Origin of the sequence: Bacillus sp. KS1, from assembly GCF_020075515.1 — a bacterium.
Classification (GTDB): Bacteria; Bacillota; Bacilli; order Bacillales; family Bacillaceae; genus Bacillus; species Bacillus velezensis.
Genome location: NZ_JACAWW010000019.1, coordinates 375,302 through 393,118 on the forward strand (window position 1 = coordinate 375,302; position 17,817 = coordinate 393,118).

21 protein-coding genes and 2 pseudogenes are annotated in these 17,817 nt (G+C 45.8%); 19 read left to right on the plus strand and 4 right to left on the minus strand.

The features are described from left to right. The first annotated feature begins 66 nt into the window (after nt 1-66). The gene (locus HWY38_RS15550; protein ID WP_025285021.1) at nt 67-798 is read left to right on the plus strand and encodes an SGNH/GDSL hydrolase family protein; all 732 of its coding nucleotides are present in this window, start codon (nt 67-69) and stop codon (nt 796-798) included. Between the two features lie 75 nt (nt 799-873). Then, a complete protein-coding gene (locus tag HWY38_RS19170) occupies nt 874-996 on the plus strand; it encodes a hypothetical protein (protein WP_263433345.1) in 123 nt (40 codons plus the stop codon). Nucleotides 997-1,140: 144 nt separating this feature from the next. On the opposite strand, the gene HWY38_RS15555 is transcribed toward HWY38_RS19170, so the two are convergent. Then, nucleotides 1,141-1,281, minus strand: a complete 141-nt coding sequence (locus HWY38_RS15555; protein WP_003152850.1) for a sporulation histidine kinase inhibitor Sda — start codon at nt 1,279-1,281, stop codon at nt 1,141-1,143. A 357-nt stretch (nt 1,282-1,638) separates the two neighbouring features. Here HWY38_RS15555 and HWY38_RS15560 point away from each other — a divergent pair, with 357 nt between their 5' ends. From HWY38_RS15560 to HWY38_RS15595, 8 genes are read left to right on the plus strand one after another with little or no spacing between them, the layout of a single operon-like run. Beyond that, nucleotides 1,639-2,157, plus strand: coding sequence for a YqeG family HAD IIIA-type phosphatase (locus HWY38_RS15560; protein ID WP_007408254.1), 519 nt, complete (start codon nt 1,639-1,641; stop codon nt 2,155-2,157). Nucleotides 2,158-2,159: 2 nt separating this feature from the next. Beyond that, nucleotides 2,160-3,260 (plus strand): ribosome biogenesis GTPase YqeH, encoded by a 1,101-nt coding sequence (gene yqeH, locus HWY38_RS15565; protein WP_033574151.1) that lies wholly within the window; start codon nt 2,160-2,162, stop codon nt 3,258-3,260. A 19-nt stretch (nt 3,261-3,279) separates the two neighbouring features. After that, a complete protein-coding gene (aroE, locus tag HWY38_RS15570; protein WP_224182164.1) occupies nt 3,280-4,122 on the plus strand; it encodes a shikimate dehydrogenase in 843 nt (280 codons plus the stop codon). Continuing rightward, nucleotides 4,116-4,406 (plus strand): ribosome assembly RNA-binding protein YhbY, encoded by a 291-nt coding sequence (yhbY, locus tag HWY38_RS15575; RefSeq protein WP_003152858.1) that lies wholly within the window; start codon nt 4,116-4,118, stop codon nt 4,404-4,406. The genes aroE and yhbY overlap by 7 nt, the downstream gene beginning before the upstream one ends. Before the next feature lie 10 nt (nt 4,407-4,416). Further along, a complete protein-coding gene (locus HWY38_RS15580; protein ID WP_007408258.1) occupies nt 4,417-4,986 on the plus strand; it encodes a nicotinate-nucleotide adenylyltransferase in 570 nt (189 codons plus the stop codon). Further along, entirely contained in the window at nt 4,976-5,530 is a 555-nt protein-coding gene (gene yqeK, locus HWY38_RS15585; protein ID WP_061860724.1) for a bis(5'-nucleosyl)-tetraphosphatase (symmetrical) YqeK, read from the plus strand. The genes HWY38_RS15580 and yqeK overlap by 11 nt, the downstream gene beginning before the upstream one ends. A 23-nt stretch (nt 5,531-5,553) precedes the next feature. Next, nucleotides 5,554-5,910, plus strand: a complete 357-nt coding sequence (gene rsfS / locus HWY38_RS15590) for a ribosome silencing factor (protein WP_007408260.1) — start codon at nt 5,554-5,556, stop codon at nt 5,908-5,910. After that, nucleotides 5,907-6,644, plus strand: coding sequence for a class I SAM-dependent DNA methyltransferase (locus tag HWY38_RS15595; RefSeq protein ID WP_032873951.1), 738 nt, complete (start codon nt 5,907-5,909; stop codon nt 6,642-6,644). Before rsfS ends, HWY38_RS15595 begins: the two co-directional genes overlap by 4 nt. Nucleotides 6,645-6,712: 68 nt before the next feature. Here the strand turns inward: HWY38_RS15595 and comER are convergent, their stop codons facing one another. Then, entirely contained in the window at nt 6,713-7,534 is an 822-nt protein-coding gene (gene comER / locus HWY38_RS15600; protein WP_012118027.1) for a late competence protein ComER, read from the minus strand. A 58-nt stretch (nt 7,535-7,592) separates the two neighbouring features. On the opposite strand from comER, the gene HWY38_RS15605 reads away from it, so the two are divergent. The 3 genes from HWY38_RS15605 (at nt 7,593) to HWY38_RS15615 (ending at nt 11,195) form a co-directional block, all read left to right on the plus strand. Then, a complete protein-coding gene (locus HWY38_RS15605; protein ID WP_224182165.1) occupies nt 7,593-8,207 on the plus strand; it encodes a helix-hairpin-helix domain-containing protein in 615 nt (204 codons plus the stop codon). A 66-nt stretch (nt 8,208-8,273) separates the two neighbouring features. Further along, on the plus strand, nt 8,274-8,843 hold the full coding sequence (locus tag HWY38_RS15610) for a ComE operon protein 2 (protein ID WP_003152868.1): 570 nt from the start codon (nt 8,274-8,276) through the stop codon (nt 8,841-8,843). Continuing rightward, complete coding sequence (locus HWY38_RS15615; RefSeq protein WP_224182166.1) at nt 8,844-11,195, plus strand: DNA internalization-related competence protein ComEC/Rec2; 2,352 nt, start codon at nt 8,844-8,846, stop codon at nt 11,193-11,195. An 18-nt stretch (nt 11,196-11,213) separates the two neighbouring features. On the opposite strand, the gene HWY38_RS15620 is transcribed toward HWY38_RS15615, so the two are convergent. Then, entirely contained in the window at nt 11,214-11,348 is a 135-nt protein-coding gene (locus tag HWY38_RS15620; protein ID WP_003152870.1) for a YqzM family protein, read from the minus strand. Between the two features lie 40 nt (nt 11,349-11,388). Here HWY38_RS15620 and HWY38_RS15625 point away from each other — a divergent pair. After that, nucleotides 11,389-11,540, plus strand: a pseudogene (locus tag HWY38_RS15625) (hypothetical protein). A gap of 39 nt (nt 11,541-11,579) precedes the next feature. Next, nucleotides 11,580-12,621 (plus strand): annotated as a pseudogene (holA, locus tag HWY38_RS15630) (DNA polymerase III subunit delta). A gap of 16 nt (nt 12,622-12,637) precedes the next feature. Here the strand turns inward: holA and rpsT are convergent. Then, the gene (rpsT, locus tag HWY38_RS15635) at nt 12,638-12,904 is read right to left on the minus strand and encodes a 30S ribosomal protein S20 (RefSeq protein WP_003152876.1); all 267 of its coding nucleotides are present in this window, start codon (nt 12,902-12,904) and stop codon (nt 12,638-12,640) included. A 202-nt stretch (nt 12,905-13,106) separates the two neighbouring features. Between rpsT and gpr the strand changes: the two genes are divergently transcribed. The 4 genes from gpr to lepA all read left to right on the plus strand — a co-directional run bounded on the left by gpr (nt 13,107) and on the right by lepA (nt 17,797). Continuing rightward, nucleotides 13,107-14,213 carry a GPR endopeptidase gene (gpr, locus tag HWY38_RS15640; protein WP_007408268.1) on the plus strand — a complete coding sequence of 369 codons (1,107 nt, stop codon included), beginning with the start codon at nt 13,107-13,109 and terminating at the stop codon, nt 14,211-14,213. A 67-nt stretch (nt 14,214-14,280) separates the two neighbouring features. Further along, nucleotides 14,281-15,474: a stage II sporulation protein P gene (gene spoIIP, locus HWY38_RS15645; RefSeq protein WP_224182167.1), complete on the plus strand. Its 1,194-nt coding sequence runs from the start codon at nt 14,281-14,283 to the stop codon at nt 15,472-15,474. Nucleotides 15,475-15,490: 16 nt separating this feature from the next. Further along, nucleotides 15,491-15,829 carry a YqxA family protein gene (locus tag HWY38_RS15650; RefSeq protein WP_007408270.1) on the plus strand — a complete coding sequence of 113 codons (339 nt, stop codon included), beginning with the start codon at nt 15,491-15,493 and terminating at the stop codon, nt 15,827-15,829. A 132-nt stretch (nt 15,830-15,961) separates the two neighbouring features. Beyond that, nucleotides 15,962-17,797, plus strand: a complete 1,836-nt coding sequence (gene lepA, locus HWY38_RS15655; RefSeq protein ID WP_224182168.1) for a translation elongation factor 4 — start codon at nt 15,962-15,964, stop codon at nt 17,795-17,797. Nucleotides 17,798-17,817: the final 20 nt, after the last annotated feature.

Sequence of the window (17,817 nt, forward strand, 5' to 3'; positions counted from 1 at the left end):
AGCGCCGCGTTGAAAGCCGACAAAGAGATGTGTACCATAGGAGGTAAGGTTTGGGGGGGAGAGAAAATGAAGTTTGCTGTTCTTTTTATTACGATAATCTGTCTGTTATCAGGATGCGCCGCGGGCAAAGAAAAAAGTGTTGTCGCGTTCGGCGACAGCAATACGCGCGGTTCCAACTGGGATTATCGTGATTATCCGAAGGCGCAGCAGTGGGTAAACATTTTAAAAACAGCGGAACGCGGCCGTCTTACGGTTATAAATGCGGGAATAGGCGGCCAGACGACTGAGGATGCGCGCCTGCGCTTTCAAAGCGACGTGCTGGAGCGTAAGCCCCAATATTTATTTATCATGTTCGGAACAAATGATGCGGGCATTTTGACGGGCGATCAGCCGCGGGTATCAAAGAAACGGTTTAAAGAAAACCTGACTTATTTCATAAACGAAAGCAGAAATCACGGCATAAAGCCGATTTTAATGACGTGCATCCCGGTTATAGAAGGAAACGGAACGCATCATCTCTATTACTATTCGAGATATAAAGCCTCAGCCTTTAAAGAAAAAGGCGGCGCGAGAAAATGGCATAATTCCTATAACGGCGTTACGAGGCAGGTTGCAGCTGAGTTGAAAGTGCCGCTGGTGGATAACTGGAAACACTTTATACGCGCGGACGGCGGCAAAGATACAGACCGGGCGCTGATCCAATCCGGACTGATAGATCCTTCCGGAAATCATATGACGCCAAAAGGCGCCAGAATCTTAATTGAAGGCATAAAAAATGGGCGGGTTTTGGAACGCTGACGCCGTCAGCTGCCTAAACCGTTTTGATTCTGCTTCATAGGCTGTAGAAAAAACATCTTTTTGGAGGCGATTGCTATGAACCGCGGTTTCCCTCCGCAATATCCTGTATGCCCGCCTCCTCGGGTGAATGCGGGGTACTGGTACGCATTTTTTGTTGTGCTGCTCGTCGTCATTCTCGTCCTGGGCGGTCTGTATTAGTTCAATATATAGCAGCCGTCCTCTTAAACACCTCTATTTTAGGGGTGTTTTTTGTTGAAAGTGGTAGTAATGCGCATAACCGAAGTGATATAATATCAGTCATCTGAGTAAAAAAAGGAAATTCGCCCGGGAACTTTTTTCTGTTTAAGAAGAAACGGAAATAATGTGTCCGAGCGATCTTCTTTTGATTTCGTTTTCAATTAACTCGATAAATTCACGGCTCAAATTCATTTCATTGGCTTTGAAATAAGATTCTATTAGTAATTCATCAGAAAGCTTTCTCATGTCGGGGACCCAATTAATGGGAGTGGCACCTCCTTACAATTGTAATCAATCATCAGACGCAAGCATATGATGGAAGGTTGCGTTTCAATCATGGTGAGGTTATCTTTAATCTACCATGAAATACAAATAAGAACAATCGTTCTGTTATCCACACTCGTAAGTGGATAACTTGTTAGTATCTTGTTTATAATCTGGATAAATCCGGATGTAATAAGAGTGGATAATGTGTGTAATTTTATCCACAACTGGTGAAGAAACCCAATTTTTGTCGAAATTTTTTTACTGTGTCCGACTTTGTTTTTAAATCTGACAGGTTTCGACATATAGATGATAGAAAGAAAAGGAAGGGTGCGGGTTTTGTTAAAAAAGTTTTTTTTACCTGACGAATTTGTGAAAAATATATTTCATATCACACCGGAAAAGCTCAAAGAACGCAATGTGAAAGGGATTATTACAGACCTTGACAACACGCTTGTGGAGTGGGACAGACCGAGTGCGACACCTCGATTAATCGAGTGGTTTGAAGAAATGAAGGAGCACGGCATTAAAGTCACGATCGTCTCCAATAATAATGAACGAAGAGTGAAATTATTCTCGGAGCCGCTTGGCATACCGTTTATTTATAAGGCAAGAAAACCGATGGGGCGCGCCTTTAAAAGAGCCGTCAGCAGCATGGATCTGAAAAAAGAAGACTGTGTGGTCATCGGCGATCAGCTGCTAACTGATGTTCTCGGCGGAAACAGAAACGGGTATCATACGATCCTCGTCGTGCCTGTCGCTTCCTCTGACGGAGTCATGACGCGCTTTAACCGCCGGATTGAACGGAGAATATTGAGTTCTTTGAAACGTAAAGGCCATATTCAGTGGGAGGATTAGAAATGGAAAAGGTTGTTTGCATCGGCTGCGGAGTAACGATCCAAACCGAGGATAAACAAGGTCTCGGATACGCGCCAAAGGCATCTCTCACAAAGGAGAATGTCATCTGCCAGCGCTGCTTCAGACTGAAAAATTACAATGAAATTCAAGATGTTTCATTAACGGATGATGACTTTTTAAATATCTTGCATACAATCGGCGATACTGACTCTCTTATTGTCAAAGTCGTTGATATTTTTGATTTTAACGGAAGCTGGATAAACGGGCTGAACCGCTTTGTCGGCGGTAATCCGATCATTCTTGTCGGTAATAAGGCCGATATCCTGCCGAAATCCGTAAAACGGGAACGGCTCGTTCAATGGATGAAACGCGAAGCGAAAGAATACGGCTTAAAACCCCTTGATGTCTTTTTAATCAGCGCTTCCCGCGGACAAGGGATGAAAGAAGTCATTGACGCCATTGAACATTACCGCGAAGGCCGCGATGTGTATGTGGTGGGCTGTACCAATGTCGGCAAATCCACATTTATCAACCGGATTATTAAAGAGGTCTCAGGGGAAGAGAATATTATTACTACCTCTCAATTTCCGGGCACGACGCTTGATGCGATTGAAATCCCGCTCGATGACGGATCTGCGCTTTATGATACGCCGGGAATCATTAACCATCACCAGATGGCGCATTACGTGGACAAGCGTGACTTAAAGGTGCTGACACCGAAAAAAGAACTGAAGCCGCGCACTTTTCAGCTGAATGAAAAACAAACGCTTTATTTCGGCGGGCTTGCCCGGTTTGACTATGTATCAGGCGATAAAACAGCGTTTGTCTGCTATATGCCGAATGAATTGATGATTCACAGAACAAAGCTTGAAAATGCTGATGCCTTATACGAAAAGCATGCGGGAGAACTGCTTACCCCGCCCGGAAAAGATCATTTGGATGAATTTCCGGAGCTTACACCCCATACGTTTTCGATTAAAGAAGGAAAGACGGATATCGTTTTTTCCGGTCTCGGCTGGGTCACGGTGCAGCAAGCAGATAAAAAAATAACGGCATACGCTCCGAAAGGCGTACACGTATTTGTCCGCCGTTCATTAATATAGAGAGAAGGGGAGAGGGAGCATGAAACAATTGTACGGAGTAATCGGAAATCCGATCGGGCATTCAATGTCACCCGATATTCATAACGCGGCTTTGCAAGATAAGAACATCAACGGGCAGTATTTTGCGTTTCAGGTGGAACCTCATCATCTCAAGGACGCCGTTAACGGAATCAAGGCGCTTGGCATCTGCGGAGTGAACGTCACAGTCCCGCATAAAGTCGCGATCATGGAGCATCTGGATGAAATACATGAAAGCGCGAAAGTACTCGGGGCCGTAAATACCGTCAAAAGAGAGGGAGACAGGCTCATCGGGTATAATACTGACGGAGATGGGTTTTATAAATCCTTAGTCAAAGTATTGGACAAACCGATATCAGAGCTCTCCATCCTTATGATTGGGGCGGGAGGAGCGGCAAGAGCGATTTTTACGACGATCGTCCGCAGAGAGCCGAAACAATTTGACGTTTGCAACCGCACGCCGGAAAAAGCAGAAAGTCTGATTGCGGCTGCTCCCTCTTTTCAGCAGAAACGCGCCCTTACTTTAAAAGAAGCTGAAAATCAGCTTGAACAATATGACGTCATTATTCATACAACATCTATCGGCATGTATCCGAAAACGGATGCCGTGCCGCTCTCATTGGAACGGGCCAAAACGGGCGCCATCGTTTGTGATATCGTATACAACCCGATTCAAACGGCGTTCTTAAAAGAAGCTGAAAAAAGAGGTTTAACAACCCTTGACGGTGTCGGCATGTTTGTGGAACAGGCCGCACTGTCTTTCAAGCTGTGGACGGAACAAGAGCCTGACAGCGGCTTAATGAGAGCAATTGTTGAAGGAAAACTAGGAGGAACACAATGTTAACAGGAAAACAAAAACGGTTTTTGCGTTCAAAAGCGCATCATTTAACGCCTATTTTTCAAGTGGGAAAAGGCGGAGTCAACGAAAACATGGTGAAACAGATTGCCGAGGCTTTAGAAGCAAGAGAGCTGATTAAAGTCAGCGTGCTTCAAAACTGCGAAGACGATAAAAATGATGTCGCAGAAGCCCTTGTGAAAGGCAGCCGCTCACAATTGGTGCAGACGATCGGAAATACGATCGTATTGTATAAGGAATCAAAGGAAAATAAACAAATCGAGCTTCCGTAAGGTGGTTGACATGAAGAAAATCGGAATATTCGGGGGCACATTTGACCCTCCGCATAACGGACATCTTCTGATGGCTAATGAAGTCCTTCATCAGGCGGAGCTCGATGAGATTTGGTTTATGCCCAATAAAATCCCTCCGCATAAGCAGAATGAAGACTTTACAGACAGCCGGCACCGGGTGGAGATGCTGAAGCTTGCCATCAGCTCGAATTCCGGCTTTAAGCTTGAGCTTGCGGAAATGGACCGGAAAGGCCCTTCTTATACCTATGATACTGTCCGTTTACTGAAGGAGCGGCACCCGAACGACAAGCTTTTCTTTATTATCGGGGCGGATATGATTGAATATCTGCCGAAATGGTACAAACTGGACGAACTGCTCACGCTCATTCAATTTATCGGAGTGCGGCGCCCGGGGTATCATATTGAGACCCCGTACCCGCTGCTTTTTGCAGACGTTCCGGAATTTGACGTTTCGTCAACGATGCTGAGAGAACGTCTCAAAGCAAAAAAGCCGACGCAATACTTAATGCCGGATAAAGTGAGGCAGTATATAGAGGAGAATGATTTATATGAATCGTGAGGAAGCACTTGCCTGCGTCAAAGAACAGCTGACCGAGCATCGCTACATCCACACAATCGGCGTGACAGATACGGCGGTTATTCTCGCAGGCCGGTTCGGAGCAGACCCGAAAAAAGCGGAAATGGCGGCCATTTTTCATGATTATGCGAAATTCCGGCCGAAAGAAGAAATGAAGCAGATCATCGTGCGGGAAAAAATGCCGGCTGAGCTCTTGGATTACAATGCCGAGCTGTGGCATGCCCCTGTGGGAGCGTATCTGGCTGAGAAAGAAGCGGGGATCACTGATCCTGAGATCTTGGATGCAATCCGCTATCACACGTCAGGACGTCCCGGAATGACCCTTTTAGACAAAGTCATTTACGTTGCGGATTACATTGAACCCGGCCGCCATTTTCCCGGAGTGGAAGAGGTGCGCCGTCTGGCGGAAACGGATCTGAACGAAGCGCTCATACAAGCAATGAAAAATACAATGATATTTCTGATGAAAAAAAACCAGCCGGTCTTTCCGGAGACGTTTGCAACCTATAATTGGCTGGTGTCTTAAAATTGACAGGAGGAATTTGAAGAATGAATCAAGCTTCCGTATTAAAAATCGCGGCAAAAGCATGCGACGATAAACGTGCAGAAGATATTTTAGCGCTGGACATGGAAGGAATCTCACTTATAGCGGATTACTTTTTAATCTGCCACGGGAATTCTGATAAGCAGGTTCAGGCAATTGCGCGTGAAATTAAAGATCAGGCAGAAGAAAACGGCATTGATGTCAAAAAGATGGAAGGGTTTGATGAGGCCCGCTGGATTTTAGTTGATCTCGGCGACGTCATTGTCCACGTTTTCCATAAAGATGAAAGAAGCTACTACAATCTTGAAAAGCTATGGGGCGACGCGCCGCTCGCAGAGCTTGAGCTCGGCTTGAACTCATGATTTACCAAGGCTTCGCCGGCGTATATGACGAGTTAATGTCACATGCGCCGTATGATGAATGGGCGGGCTGGATCGAAGCGTCTCTTCCGGAAAAGGGAAGGGTGCTTGATCTTGCCTGCGGAACCGGAGAAATATCCATCAGGCTTGCTGAAAAAGGCTGCGAAGTCACGGGGATTGATTTGAGTGAAGATATGCTGAGCTGTGCCCAGCAGAAAAAAACGGGAAAGCCGATTCTTTTTCTCCAGCAGGATATGAGAGAGCTTTCCGGTTTTGAAGAACAGTTTGATGCTGTAGTCATCTGCTGTGATTCCCTTAATTACTTAAAAACGAAAAATGATGTCTTAAGCACCTTCAAAAGTGTTTTTCAAGTTTTGAAGGAGGACGGCCTGCTTCTGTTTGACGTCCATTCCCCATATAAAATGACGGAGCTTTTTCCGGACAGCACCCATGCGGATCAGGATGAGCAGATCAGCTATATTTGGCAAAGCTTTGCCGGCGATGAAGAGCTTTCTGTCATCCATGATATGTCCTTTTTCGTATGGAACGGACAATCTTATGACCGTTATGACGAGACGCATGAGCAAAAAACATTTTACATTGAAGAATATGAACAAATGCTTGCAGAGACCGGATTTGAACTGAAGAAGGTGACGGCTGATTTTACAGACCGGCCTCCTTCAACAGAGTCTGAACGTCTTTTCTTCACGGCAGGCAAACCAAAAACCATCGTTTAAACGGAACGATGGTTTTTAAAATGCATTTTTTGCGATTGGCGAGATAAAGCACTTTATGGCATACTCAGTTACACGTGAAATTGCTTCTTCACTAACGATATATCTTCATCGTATTTGTCATGTGTACGCTGAAAGACACGGTTGAACATATCCTGAACACCGCTTTCGAGAGCCTTCAGTCCTTCCCCGGTGACGCCGCCTTTTACGCATACTTTTTCCTGCAAGGCGGGAAGCGTGTAATGCCCTGTTTCCAGAAGCTTTCCGAGACCGACAAGCATTTCCGTCGACATTATCACGGCTTCTTCTTTGGTGATGTCCGTTTCTTCCACTGCCGCGTCAATAAAGCGCTGAACGAGATAACTCATAAAAGCGGGCCCGCAGCTGACAATGTCTGACGCCGCTCTTGTAATGCCGCTGCTGATTTCCACAGGTTTTGAAATATGAGTGAACAGCGTTTGAATATCCGCTTTTGCAGACTCGCTGCAGCTTTTGCCGAACGTAACAAGCGAGACGCCGGCCAAGGCGCGGTTCGTAATGCTCGGAATGACGCGGGCCGTCTGACACGGAACCGTATGTTCAATCTGATCCGTCTGAACGGGACTGGTAATGGAGATTAAGATGTGATCTTTCCGTAAATGCGGTGTGAGTTTCTTCAGCAAAGGATATATATCCAGCGGTTTTACACAAATGAATATTATTTCATTTTCCTGTACGAGCTTTTCCTGATCCTCGGTGACATGGATGCCGCTGAAACGTTCTTTTAGTTTTAATGCTTTTTCGATTGTTCTGTTTGTGATGGTGATATGTGAGGGATCGGCAGCGTTTGATTCGATAAACGATTCAATCAGGATCGTTCCCATGTTTCCGGTGCCGATAAAGCCTATTTTCAATGAATTCCCCTCCTTTTTCCCTTAATCCTCTAAACCTTATGCGGGGAGGCAATGCAATATGACGAAAGCAATGATGACGGAGCGGCTGCGGCGGAACCTGAAAATTCTGGGCGCTTGTCTTGTAGCAGGGGCGGTTTTTATCTGCATTTGGCTGTTTCGTTCTGAAAAGGAAGAGCCGGTCAAACAGCAGTCCGTGCTCGGCCAAACAGCCTCAGCATCCGTCGCGGACAAAAAAGACACCGCAGACGACAAGATTATGATTGATGTGAAAGGCGCGGTCCGAAATCCCGGCGTGTATGAAATGAAAGCGGGAGACAGAGTGACTCAAGCCATTGAAAAAGCCGGCGGCCTGAAGAAAAAGGCGGATGAATTGAACGTTAATTTAGCAGAGCAGCTGCAGGACGGGACGATTGTTTATATTCCGAGTGAAGGCGAAGAGGAGAATCGCCCGAAAACAGCAGCGCGTGAAAAGGAGAATGCAGCTGTCAATATCAATACGGCATCTCTGGACGAACTTCAGGCGATTTCCGGGGTGGGGCAGAAAAAAGCGGAAGCGATTATCGCCTACCGAGAAGAAAAAGGACGGTTTCAGAATGCTGAAGATTTGATGAATGTATCAGGCTTTGGAGAAAAGTCATTTGAGCGGATAAAAACTTCCATTACGGTAAAGTGAATTGACGGTTCTGCTTAAATCTATGTAAACTTAGAAAAGCAACAAGACTTTTTGGAGGGAACACTTGTGGAACGAATCTCATGGAATCAATATTTTATGGCGCAAAGCCATTTGCTGGCGCTGAGAAGCACATGCCCGAGACTGTCAGTCGGGGCAACCGTAGTCAGAGATAAGCGGATGATTGCCGGCGGATACAACGGTTCAATCGCCGGCGGCGTCCATTGCGCTGATGAAGGATGCCTTTTAATAGATAATCATTGCCAGCGGACCATACATGCAGAGATGAATGCGATTTTGCAATGTTCTAAGTTCGGTGTTCCGACGGAGGGCGCCGAAATTTATGTGACGCATTATCCTTGTATTCAATGCTGCAAATCAATTATCCAGGCAGGCATCAAAACGGTTTATTATGCCGAAGATTACAAAACACAGCCTTATGCAAAAGAGCTGTTCAGCCAAGCCGGAGTCAAGGTGGAGCAGGTCGAACTTGATGAAATGATCATCGATCTGAAAAACCGCGAAAAATTGTCTTTTGTAGCAGGTCTGATTCAGCAATTATCTGATGCGGGGGTTAAGGCAGATGAACTGAAAAAAATTCATGAACAGGCCAATGAGCTGTTTACCAGTTACGTATAAATGAAATATAAATACCTTCTTCTGCCTCTGGCGGCGGTTTCTGCAACTGCGGGAATTGCCGCCGCTCATGTCTTCTGGGTTCTGCTCCTTTTTCTTCTGTATCTTCTCTTTATTATTGTAAAAACAAAGCACCATGCTCCGGTTATCGTCTGCCTCGTTTCTTTTTGTGTTTATTTCTTTCTTTATACGGTTTGTGACGCTGCGAATGTAACGCGGTATCAGGCCGGCAGTTATACTGAACAGGCCGTCATCACTAATATTCCGAAAGTTGACGGAGCGAAAATGTCAGCCGTTATCCGTACACATGACAAGGAAAAATGGGCGGCTTCGTACAAAATCCGGTCACTTGAGGAAAAGAGACTCATTGAACAGCTCGAACCGGGGATGCGCTGCACGTTTACAGGCTCTCTGGAACAGCCTGCACATGCGACGGTTCCCGGAGGTTTTGATTATAAGGAATATCTTCACTCTCAGCAGATTCACTGGTTATTTTCCGTGACTTCCATTCAGCAGTGTGAAAAATCCAAACAGCCGCTGTTTAAACTGCTGAACATCAGAAAAAATTTGATTTCGATCATTCGGAATCACGTGCCTGAATCTTCCGCCGGAATTGTTGAAGCGCTGACCTTAGGTGAAAGATTTTCTATAGAGGACGATATACTGAGTGCATATCAAAATTTGGGAGTCGTTCATTTAATGGCGATTTCCGGAATGCATGTCGGTCTTATTACGGCGGGATTATTTTATGCTCTGATCAGAATCGGGCTGACAAGAGAAAAAGCGGGGATTTTGCTGTTGCTGTTTTTGCCGGTGTATACGCTGCTGAGCGGTGCCGCCCCATCCGTATTGCGCGCATCCCTCATGCTGGGATTTTATATCGCCGGAACTCTTGTTAAACGCGGCATTCATTCCTCTGCTGCATTGTCCCTGTCTTATCTGCTGCTCCTGCTGTTTAATCCTTACTTCCTTTGGCAGGCGGGCTTCCAGCTTTCCTTTGCGGTAAGCGCTTCTTTAATTCTGTCATCCTCCATTTTAAAGAAAGCAGGGAAAAGCAGACTTGCCGGGCTTGCGATGGCTTCATTCATTGCGGAGCTCAGCTCACTTCCGTTTCTTCTCTATCATTTTCAGCAGATTTCACTTGTCAGTTTTCCGATGAATATGGTGATGGTGCCATTTTATACGTTATTTGTCATTCCGGTTTCTGTCATCGGTTTCCTTCTTCTTTTACTTTCAAGGCAGATGGGAGAATGTTTGTTTGATATGTTCGACCTTGTGATTAAGCCTGTGCATGATTTCATTACATATGCGGCATCCATTGATTTATTTACTATGATTGTGTCAAAGCCTGACTTTGTTTCCCTTCTTCTGCTTGCGGTTTCCGTTTTTACGCTTTTTGCGGCTTTGGAAAAGGGAGGTTTTTTAAAACTCAGGAAATCGGCTCTTTTTTTCTGCGCGGTTTTGGCTTATTTAATATGCCGTCCGTATTTCAGTCCATGGGGAGAAGCGGATATGCTTGATATCGGGCAGGGAGACTCACTGTTTATAAGCGCGCCGCACCGCAAAGGGACCGTAATGGTTGATACAGGGGGAGTGATTGCTTATCCCGGAGAATCATGGAAAGAAAAACGCCACCCGTATTCTATCGGCGAGAAGGTTTTGATTCCGTTTTTAAACGGAAAAGGGGTGAAAAAGCTGGATGCGCTGATTTTAACCCATGCGGATCAAGATCACATCGGAGAAGCCGGAGTGTTAATCAAAAATCATAGAGTCAAACGGTTAATTGTCCCCGTGGGATTCGTAAAAGAATTGAAAGATCAGAACATATTAAATATGGCGAAAGAAAACAACATTCCCGTTGCCGAAGCAAAGCGGGGCGACACCATTACAGCCGGTGATCTTCAGTTTCAGGTGCTGTCTCCGGAGTCGTCTGACGGAAGGAGTAAAAATGATTCGTCACTGGTGCTTTGGACGGTTTTAGGCGGAGTGAGCTGGCTTTTGACGGGAGATTTAGAATCGGACGGCGAAATGGAAGTGCTGAAAACGTATCCGAATCTGAAGGTTGATATATTGAAGGCGGGTCATCACGGCAGCAAAAGCTCTACGAGTGAAGCCTTTTTGAAGCAGCTTCAGCCGGAAGCAGCGCTGATTTCAGCAGGAAAAGAGAATCGATACCATCATCCGCATGAAGAAGTGCTGGATCGTTTGAAGGCGTACTCTGTCAATGTGCTTCGCACCGATGTCAGCGGAACGATTCAATACAGATTTAAAAAAGGTGCCGGAACGTTTTCCGTCTTCCCTCCATATGATATAGAAGAAACCAGGGCGCAAGAAGTAAAAAAGACTGCTGATTGACAGCAGCCCGGAATGCGGCTAAGAGCCGATAAGATGGATGGCTGTTGCCATCACGAACAAAAAGGCGAAAAATCCGAAGGACACGACAAAACCGACAGCTGAGTCAACAGCATCATTTCGTTTGCTTTGAACGTTTTTTTCAAAATCATTCAATTTCATCCCTCCTGACTTCCCTAAGTATACTGGAATTGTTTTGAAAAATCTAGAAGTGATGGTAACGTTTTCTGTTCTTGTGATTATCGCCTTTTTACAAGCAGACCCGGGAGCTTGTGAATCAGGCGTTTATTATAAATGAGGAAGCTGTCCTTAAAGCTTCCTCTTTACTATTTGCCGAACTCAATTTAGGATAGAAGGGGATCAAGAAAGAGAGGAAGTCATACGATCATGGTATTTGATGTTTGGAAAGCCCTGAAAAAAGGGGATGTCCGCTCCGTTTATTGCTTATACGGAAAAGAAACGTATCTGCTCCAAGAGACTGTCAGCCGGATCAGACAAGCTGTCGTTGATGAGGAGACAAAGGATTTTAACCTGTCTGTTTTTGATCTTGAAGAAGATCCGCTTGACCAGGCCGTAACCGATGCGGAAACGTTTCCGTTTATGGGAGAGAAGCGGCTGGTCATCGTAAAAAACCCGTCTTTTTTAACAGGGGAAAAAAAGAAAGAAAAAATAGAGCATAATACAGCCGCTCTGGAGACTTATCTGAAGGAGCCTGCACCTTACACGGTCTTTGTGATTGTGGCTCCGTATGAGAAGCTGGACGAACGGAAAAAGCTGACGAAAGCGCTGAAGCAAAAAGCCCTTATGATTGAAGCTAAGGAGCTGAATGCAAAGGAGACGACTGATTTTACGATTAATCTGGCGAAATCCGAAAATAAAACGATCGATACAGAAGCTGCCGAGCATTTGGTTCTGCTTGCAAACGGCCATCTGTCTTCCATATATCAGGAAATACAAAAACTCTCCGCCTACACCGGTGACAGACATGAGATCACGCTTGAAGATGTCCGGGAGCTCGTCGCAAGAAGTTTGGAGCAGAATATTTTTGAGCTGATCAACAAAATCGTGAACCGAAAACGGACGGAAAGTCTTCAAATATTTTATGATCTTTTAAAACAAAACGAAGAACCGATCAAAATTATGGCGCTGATCGCCAACCAATTCCGTCTGATTATGCAGACAAAGTATTTTGCGGGACAAGGATACGGCCAAAAGCAAATCGCTTCCAATTTAAAGGTGCACCCCTTCCGGGTAAAGCTGGCGATGGATCAGGCGAGGCTTTTTTCTGAAGAAGAGCTGCGGCGAATTATAGAAAGACTCGCAGTGATGGATTATGAAATGAAAACGGGGAAAAAGGACAAGCAGCTCTTGCTGGAGCTCTTTCTCCTTGAGCTTCTCCGGACTGAATGAAAAAAACGATCCCCGTTAAAGGGATCGTTTTTGTATTATGCAGAAAGTCCGTTCACTTGTTTCGCAAGTCTAGATTTGTATCGAGCTGCGGCATTTTTGTGTACAAGACCTGTTTTCACTGCTTTATCAATGCGTTTCGCTGCTTCAGAAAGAGCAGTTTTCGCTTTATCCGCTTCGTTGTTAGCAACAGAAGCTTCAACTTGTTTGATTGCAGTACGCATAGCAGATTTGATTGTCGCGTTATGAGCGCGGCGTTCGTTGTTTGTTTTTGTACGTTTAATCGCTGATTTAATGTTTGGCATGTGTTTCACCTCCTAAGATACAACCTGTAGCACAGTGTCTTAAGGTTAAATCTTCTTCACAATAGAACAAATTGTATTCTATCAAACAGAACTTTAGATTGCAATATAAATGTAAAGTATTTTTCGTTGATGGGTAAATTCGCATGATTCGTTTTGTAAATGGCCACACTATGTATCACGATGATTGAAGGAGGTCTTCCCTGTGAAAAACAACGAACTGGATGTCAATCAATTTCTGATACGGACGGATTTAGCGGTAGAAACGAAACAGGCAGTAAAAGACGGACAAGCCGGTCAGAAAAAAGAAATAAACGGGTTTATTGAAAAAGAACGCGACAAGGGCGGCATTAAAGTCAGAACCGTCGATATTACCAAAGAAGGCGCCGAGCTATCGGGGAAAAAGCAGGGACGCTATGTCACGATCGAGGCTCAAGGGGTCCGGGAACACGACTCTGACATGCAGGAAAAAGTAACGGAAGTGTTTGCCGAGGAATTTTCCGCCTATCTATCGGCATTAAAGATTCCAAAGGATGCAAGCTGTTTGATCGTCGGTCTCGGCAACTGGAATGTGACGCCGGATGCGCTCGGCCCTCTCGTGACCGAAAACCTTCTTGTGACAAGGCATCTGTTCAGGCTTCAGCCTGAAAATGTGCAGGAAGGGTACAGGCCGGTCAGCGCGCTTGCTCCCGGTGTGATGGGATTAACGGGAATTGAAACGAGCGATATTATTCAAGGTGTCATCAAAGAATCAAAGCCGGATTTTGTGATCGCGGTAGACGCTCTTGCGGCAAGAGCCGTTGAAAGGGTGAACACGACCATCCAATTTTCTGATACGGGCATTCACCCGGGATCAGGCGTCGGCAATAAGAGAAAAGAATTAAGCAAGGAAACGCTCGGCATTCCCGTCATCGCAATCGGGGTACCGACTGTTGTTGATGCGGTTACGATCGCAAGCGATACGGTGGATTATATATTAAAACATTTCGGCAGAGAGATGAAAGATGACAGCCCGTCAAGATCTCTGGTGCCCGCAGGAATGAACTTCGGCAAAAAGAAGGTGCTGACAGACGAAGACCTTCCCGGAGAAAAAGAACGCCAATCCTTTCTCGGTATTGTCGGCACGCTGGACGAAAACGAAAAACGCCAGCTGATTCACGAAGTGCTTTCTCCGCTCGGCCATAATCTGATGGTCACGCCGAAGGAGATTGACACCTTTATTGATGATATGGCGAACGTGCTTGCAAACGGGTTAAACACCGCCCTTCATGAAAAAGTGTCACAAGATAACAAAGGTTCTTATAATCATTAAAATGGTTCTACCTCCTCTAGCTTGTTCATAGAGTAATTACTAGACAAGCGCTGGAGGGATTCAAATCATGAGAAAAAAACGCAGAAACCGTCAAATTGTCGTTGCAGTAAACGGTGGAAATGCGCTCAAGGGCATGTTTTTGTTTATGACAAGCCTTATCGTTATTTTCGTATTATCGGGTGTGCTCACATCGCTTCGCCCTGAACTGAGGCTTTCTTCGGATTCTCTTCACGGAATTGCCGGAGAACTTCCGGGTGACGCGTTTGCACACCTCCTCGGCATGGAAAATCATTATTTCGCCTCAGAGCTTCCTGAAAAAGACTCTTTTCAGCTGTCCCGGCTTTCCTTAAAACTGGCGACAAGCATTAATATGGAAGACCCGCGGAGTTTCTTGGGACGTGAGCTGCCGGGATTTGCCCAATACGATACGGAGATCCTTCTGGCGGGGCAGGGGACGGATTATACGAATATGCCGGCTGAATCTCCGCCGCCGTCAAAGGTGATGGAAAAAGAAAAAGAAGTGAACCTGGCAGAAATCGAAAACAAAACGAAAAAAGGAGAAACGGCGCCGCCGAAACATTCAACAGGCAGCAAAAAAGTCGTTTTTATTTACCACACTCATAATACCGAATCGTATCTTCCTCTGTTAAAGGGGGAAACAAATCCGGATAACGCCCGCCATTCGAAGGCCAATGTCACGCTTGTCGGAGATATGTTCGGAAAAGCGCTTGAAGCGCAAGGTGTAGGAGCGACCGTAGATAAAACCGACATTCAGGCCCGCCTGAACAAAGACGGCTTAAATTATGCGCGAAGCTACGACGAATCAAGGCCGGTCGTAAAAAGCGCGCTCACCAAAAATAAAAACCTGCAATATACCATAGACATTCACCGCGATTCCCGCCGCAAGAAAAATACGACAGCCGACATCAAAGGAAAAAGCTATGCCAGAGTCGCCATCGTCGTCGGCAAAAAAAGCGCTAATTTTGAAGAAAACTATAAACTCGCAAGTGAACTTCATAAGCTCATGGAGAAAAAATACCCCGGCTTAAGCGTCGGTGTTTTATCAAAAGGCTCTCCGGGAGATAATGGAGTATACAACCAAGATTTAAACGACCGGTCGCTTCTGTTGGAATTCGGGGGCGTGGATAACAATCTTGAAGAACTGAGGCGCGCATCAGATGCCGTGGCCGATGTGTTCAGCGAACTGTACTGGGATGCAGAAAAGGTCAGCTCGCAATCAGGAGAGAAGAAAAAACAATAGAAATCAGGTGATTCGAATGATCCGTTTTACCGGCAAATGCCTGCTGATCGCCATTGTCATGTTTTTCGGCGTTTTGTTCGGCATGCAGCAGGCAAACAGCGGAATGCTTGATATGAAAGGATACAAAGATCCCTCCTTAAAAGGAGCGTTCACGCTCGGCGGAGGAGAAGGACAGGAAAAAGAAGCTTCCATTTTGGGGCAAACCGTTACGGCGAAAGATCTGGAAGAAAAACAAAAACAGCTGGAACAGGCGGAAACCTTCAACTTGTTTTCAAAAGCCGGGGAAACCCTTTCAAATACCGTGACGGACTCGGCGCAGGCGATGTATGAGTGGGTTTCGAAACTGAACCGTTAGCATTGACGAAGAGAAAAGCGGATGATTCCTTAAAGGAAGCTTTTCTCTTTCTTGTTTTAATTGAATGTTTACAATCCTATTGATATAATCTAAGCTAGTGTATTTTGCGTTTAATAGTAGGAGTGATAGATTGTGACAGATAAAGAAAAGCGTTTAGAGAGGCAGTCAAGAATCCGGAATTTCTCCATCATCGCCCACATAGACCACGGCAAATCGACCTTGGCGGATCGGATTTTAGAAAAAACATCGGCGATCACCCAGCGGGAAATGAAAGAACAATTGCTTGATTCAATGGACCTTGAACGCGAACGGGGAATTACCATCAAATTAAATTCCGTTCAGCTGAAATATAAAGCAAAAGACGGAGAAGAATATATATTCCATCTCATCGACACGCCCGGACACGTCGACTTTACATATGAAGTTTCGCGAAGCCTGGCTGCCTGTGAAGGCGCGATTCTCGTTGTTGATGCGGCTCAGGGAATAGAAGCGCAGACATTGGCGAACGTCTATCTGGCGCTTGATAATGATCTTGAGATTCTTCCTGTCATTAATAAAATCGATCTCCCGAGCGCAGAGCCAGAACGTGTGCGTCAAGAGGTTGAGGACGTTATCGGCCTTGACGCTTCAGACGCCGTCCTCGCTTCAGCGAAAGCGGGCATCGGCATCGAAGACATTTTAGAACAGATCGTAGAAAAAGTGCCGGCTCCCGCGGGAGATCCGGAAGCTCCGCTGAAAGCGCTCATCTTTGACTCGCTTTATGACGCGTACCGCGGAGTCGTCGCGTATATCAGAGTCGTAGAAGGAACGGTCAAACCGGGCCAGAAAATTAAAATGATGGCAACCGGAAAAGAGTTTGAAGTGACAGAAGTCGGTGTGTTCACGCCGAAAGCAATTCCGACAGATGAACTGACTGTCGGCGATGTAGGCTTTTTAACTGCTGCGATCAAAAATGTCGGTGACACACGCGTCGGTGACACGATAACAAGCGCGGCCAATCAGGCTGCCGAAGCATTGCCTGGGTATCGCAAGCTGAACCCGATGGTGTATTGCGGTTTGTATCCGATCGATACGGCCAAATACAATGATTTAAGGGAAGCTCTTGAGAAGCTTGAACTGAATGACTCATCGCTTCAATATGAGGCAGAGACATCCCAAGCGCTCGGATTCGGTTTCCGCTGCGGATTTTTAGGTATGCTTCACATGGAAATCATCCAGGAGCGGATTGAGCGTGAGTTTAAAATCGACCTGATCACAACGGCACCGAGTGTTATCTATGATGTGTATATGACAGACGGCGAAAAGGTTGTTGTTGACAACCCGTCCAACATGCCTGACCCACAAAAGATCGAAAGAATCGAGGAGCCTTATGTCAAAGCGACGATGATGGTTCCGAACGATTACGTCGGTGCGGTGATGGAGCTTTGCCAAGGAAAACGCGGCAATTTTATCGACATGCAATATTTAGACGCAAATCGTGTCAGCATTGTCTATGACATGCCATTAGCGGAAATCGTCTATGAGTTTTTTGATCAGCTGAAATCAAGCACAAAAGGCTACGCGTCCTTTGATTACGAACTGATCGGCTACAAACCGTCTAAACTTGTCAAGATGGATATTATGCTGAACGGAGAAAAAATCGACGCCCTTTCATTTATCGTGCATCGCGATTACGCGTACGAACGCGGAAAAGTAATTGTGGAAAAACTGAAAGAGCTTATTCCGCGCCAGCACTTTGAAGTACCGATTCAAGCAGCGATCGGCCAGAAAATCGTGGCCCGCTCTACCATTAAAGCGATGCGTAAAAACGTATTGGCTAAATGTTACGGCGGAGACATCTCGCGGAAACGGAAGCTTCTTGAAAAACAAAAAGAAGGAAAACGCCGGATGAAGCAGGTCGGCTCAGTAGAAGTGCCGCAGGAAGCGTTTATGGCCGTTCTTAAAATGGATGACAGCCCGAAAAAATAACGGAAGCCGCCGCAGTCCCG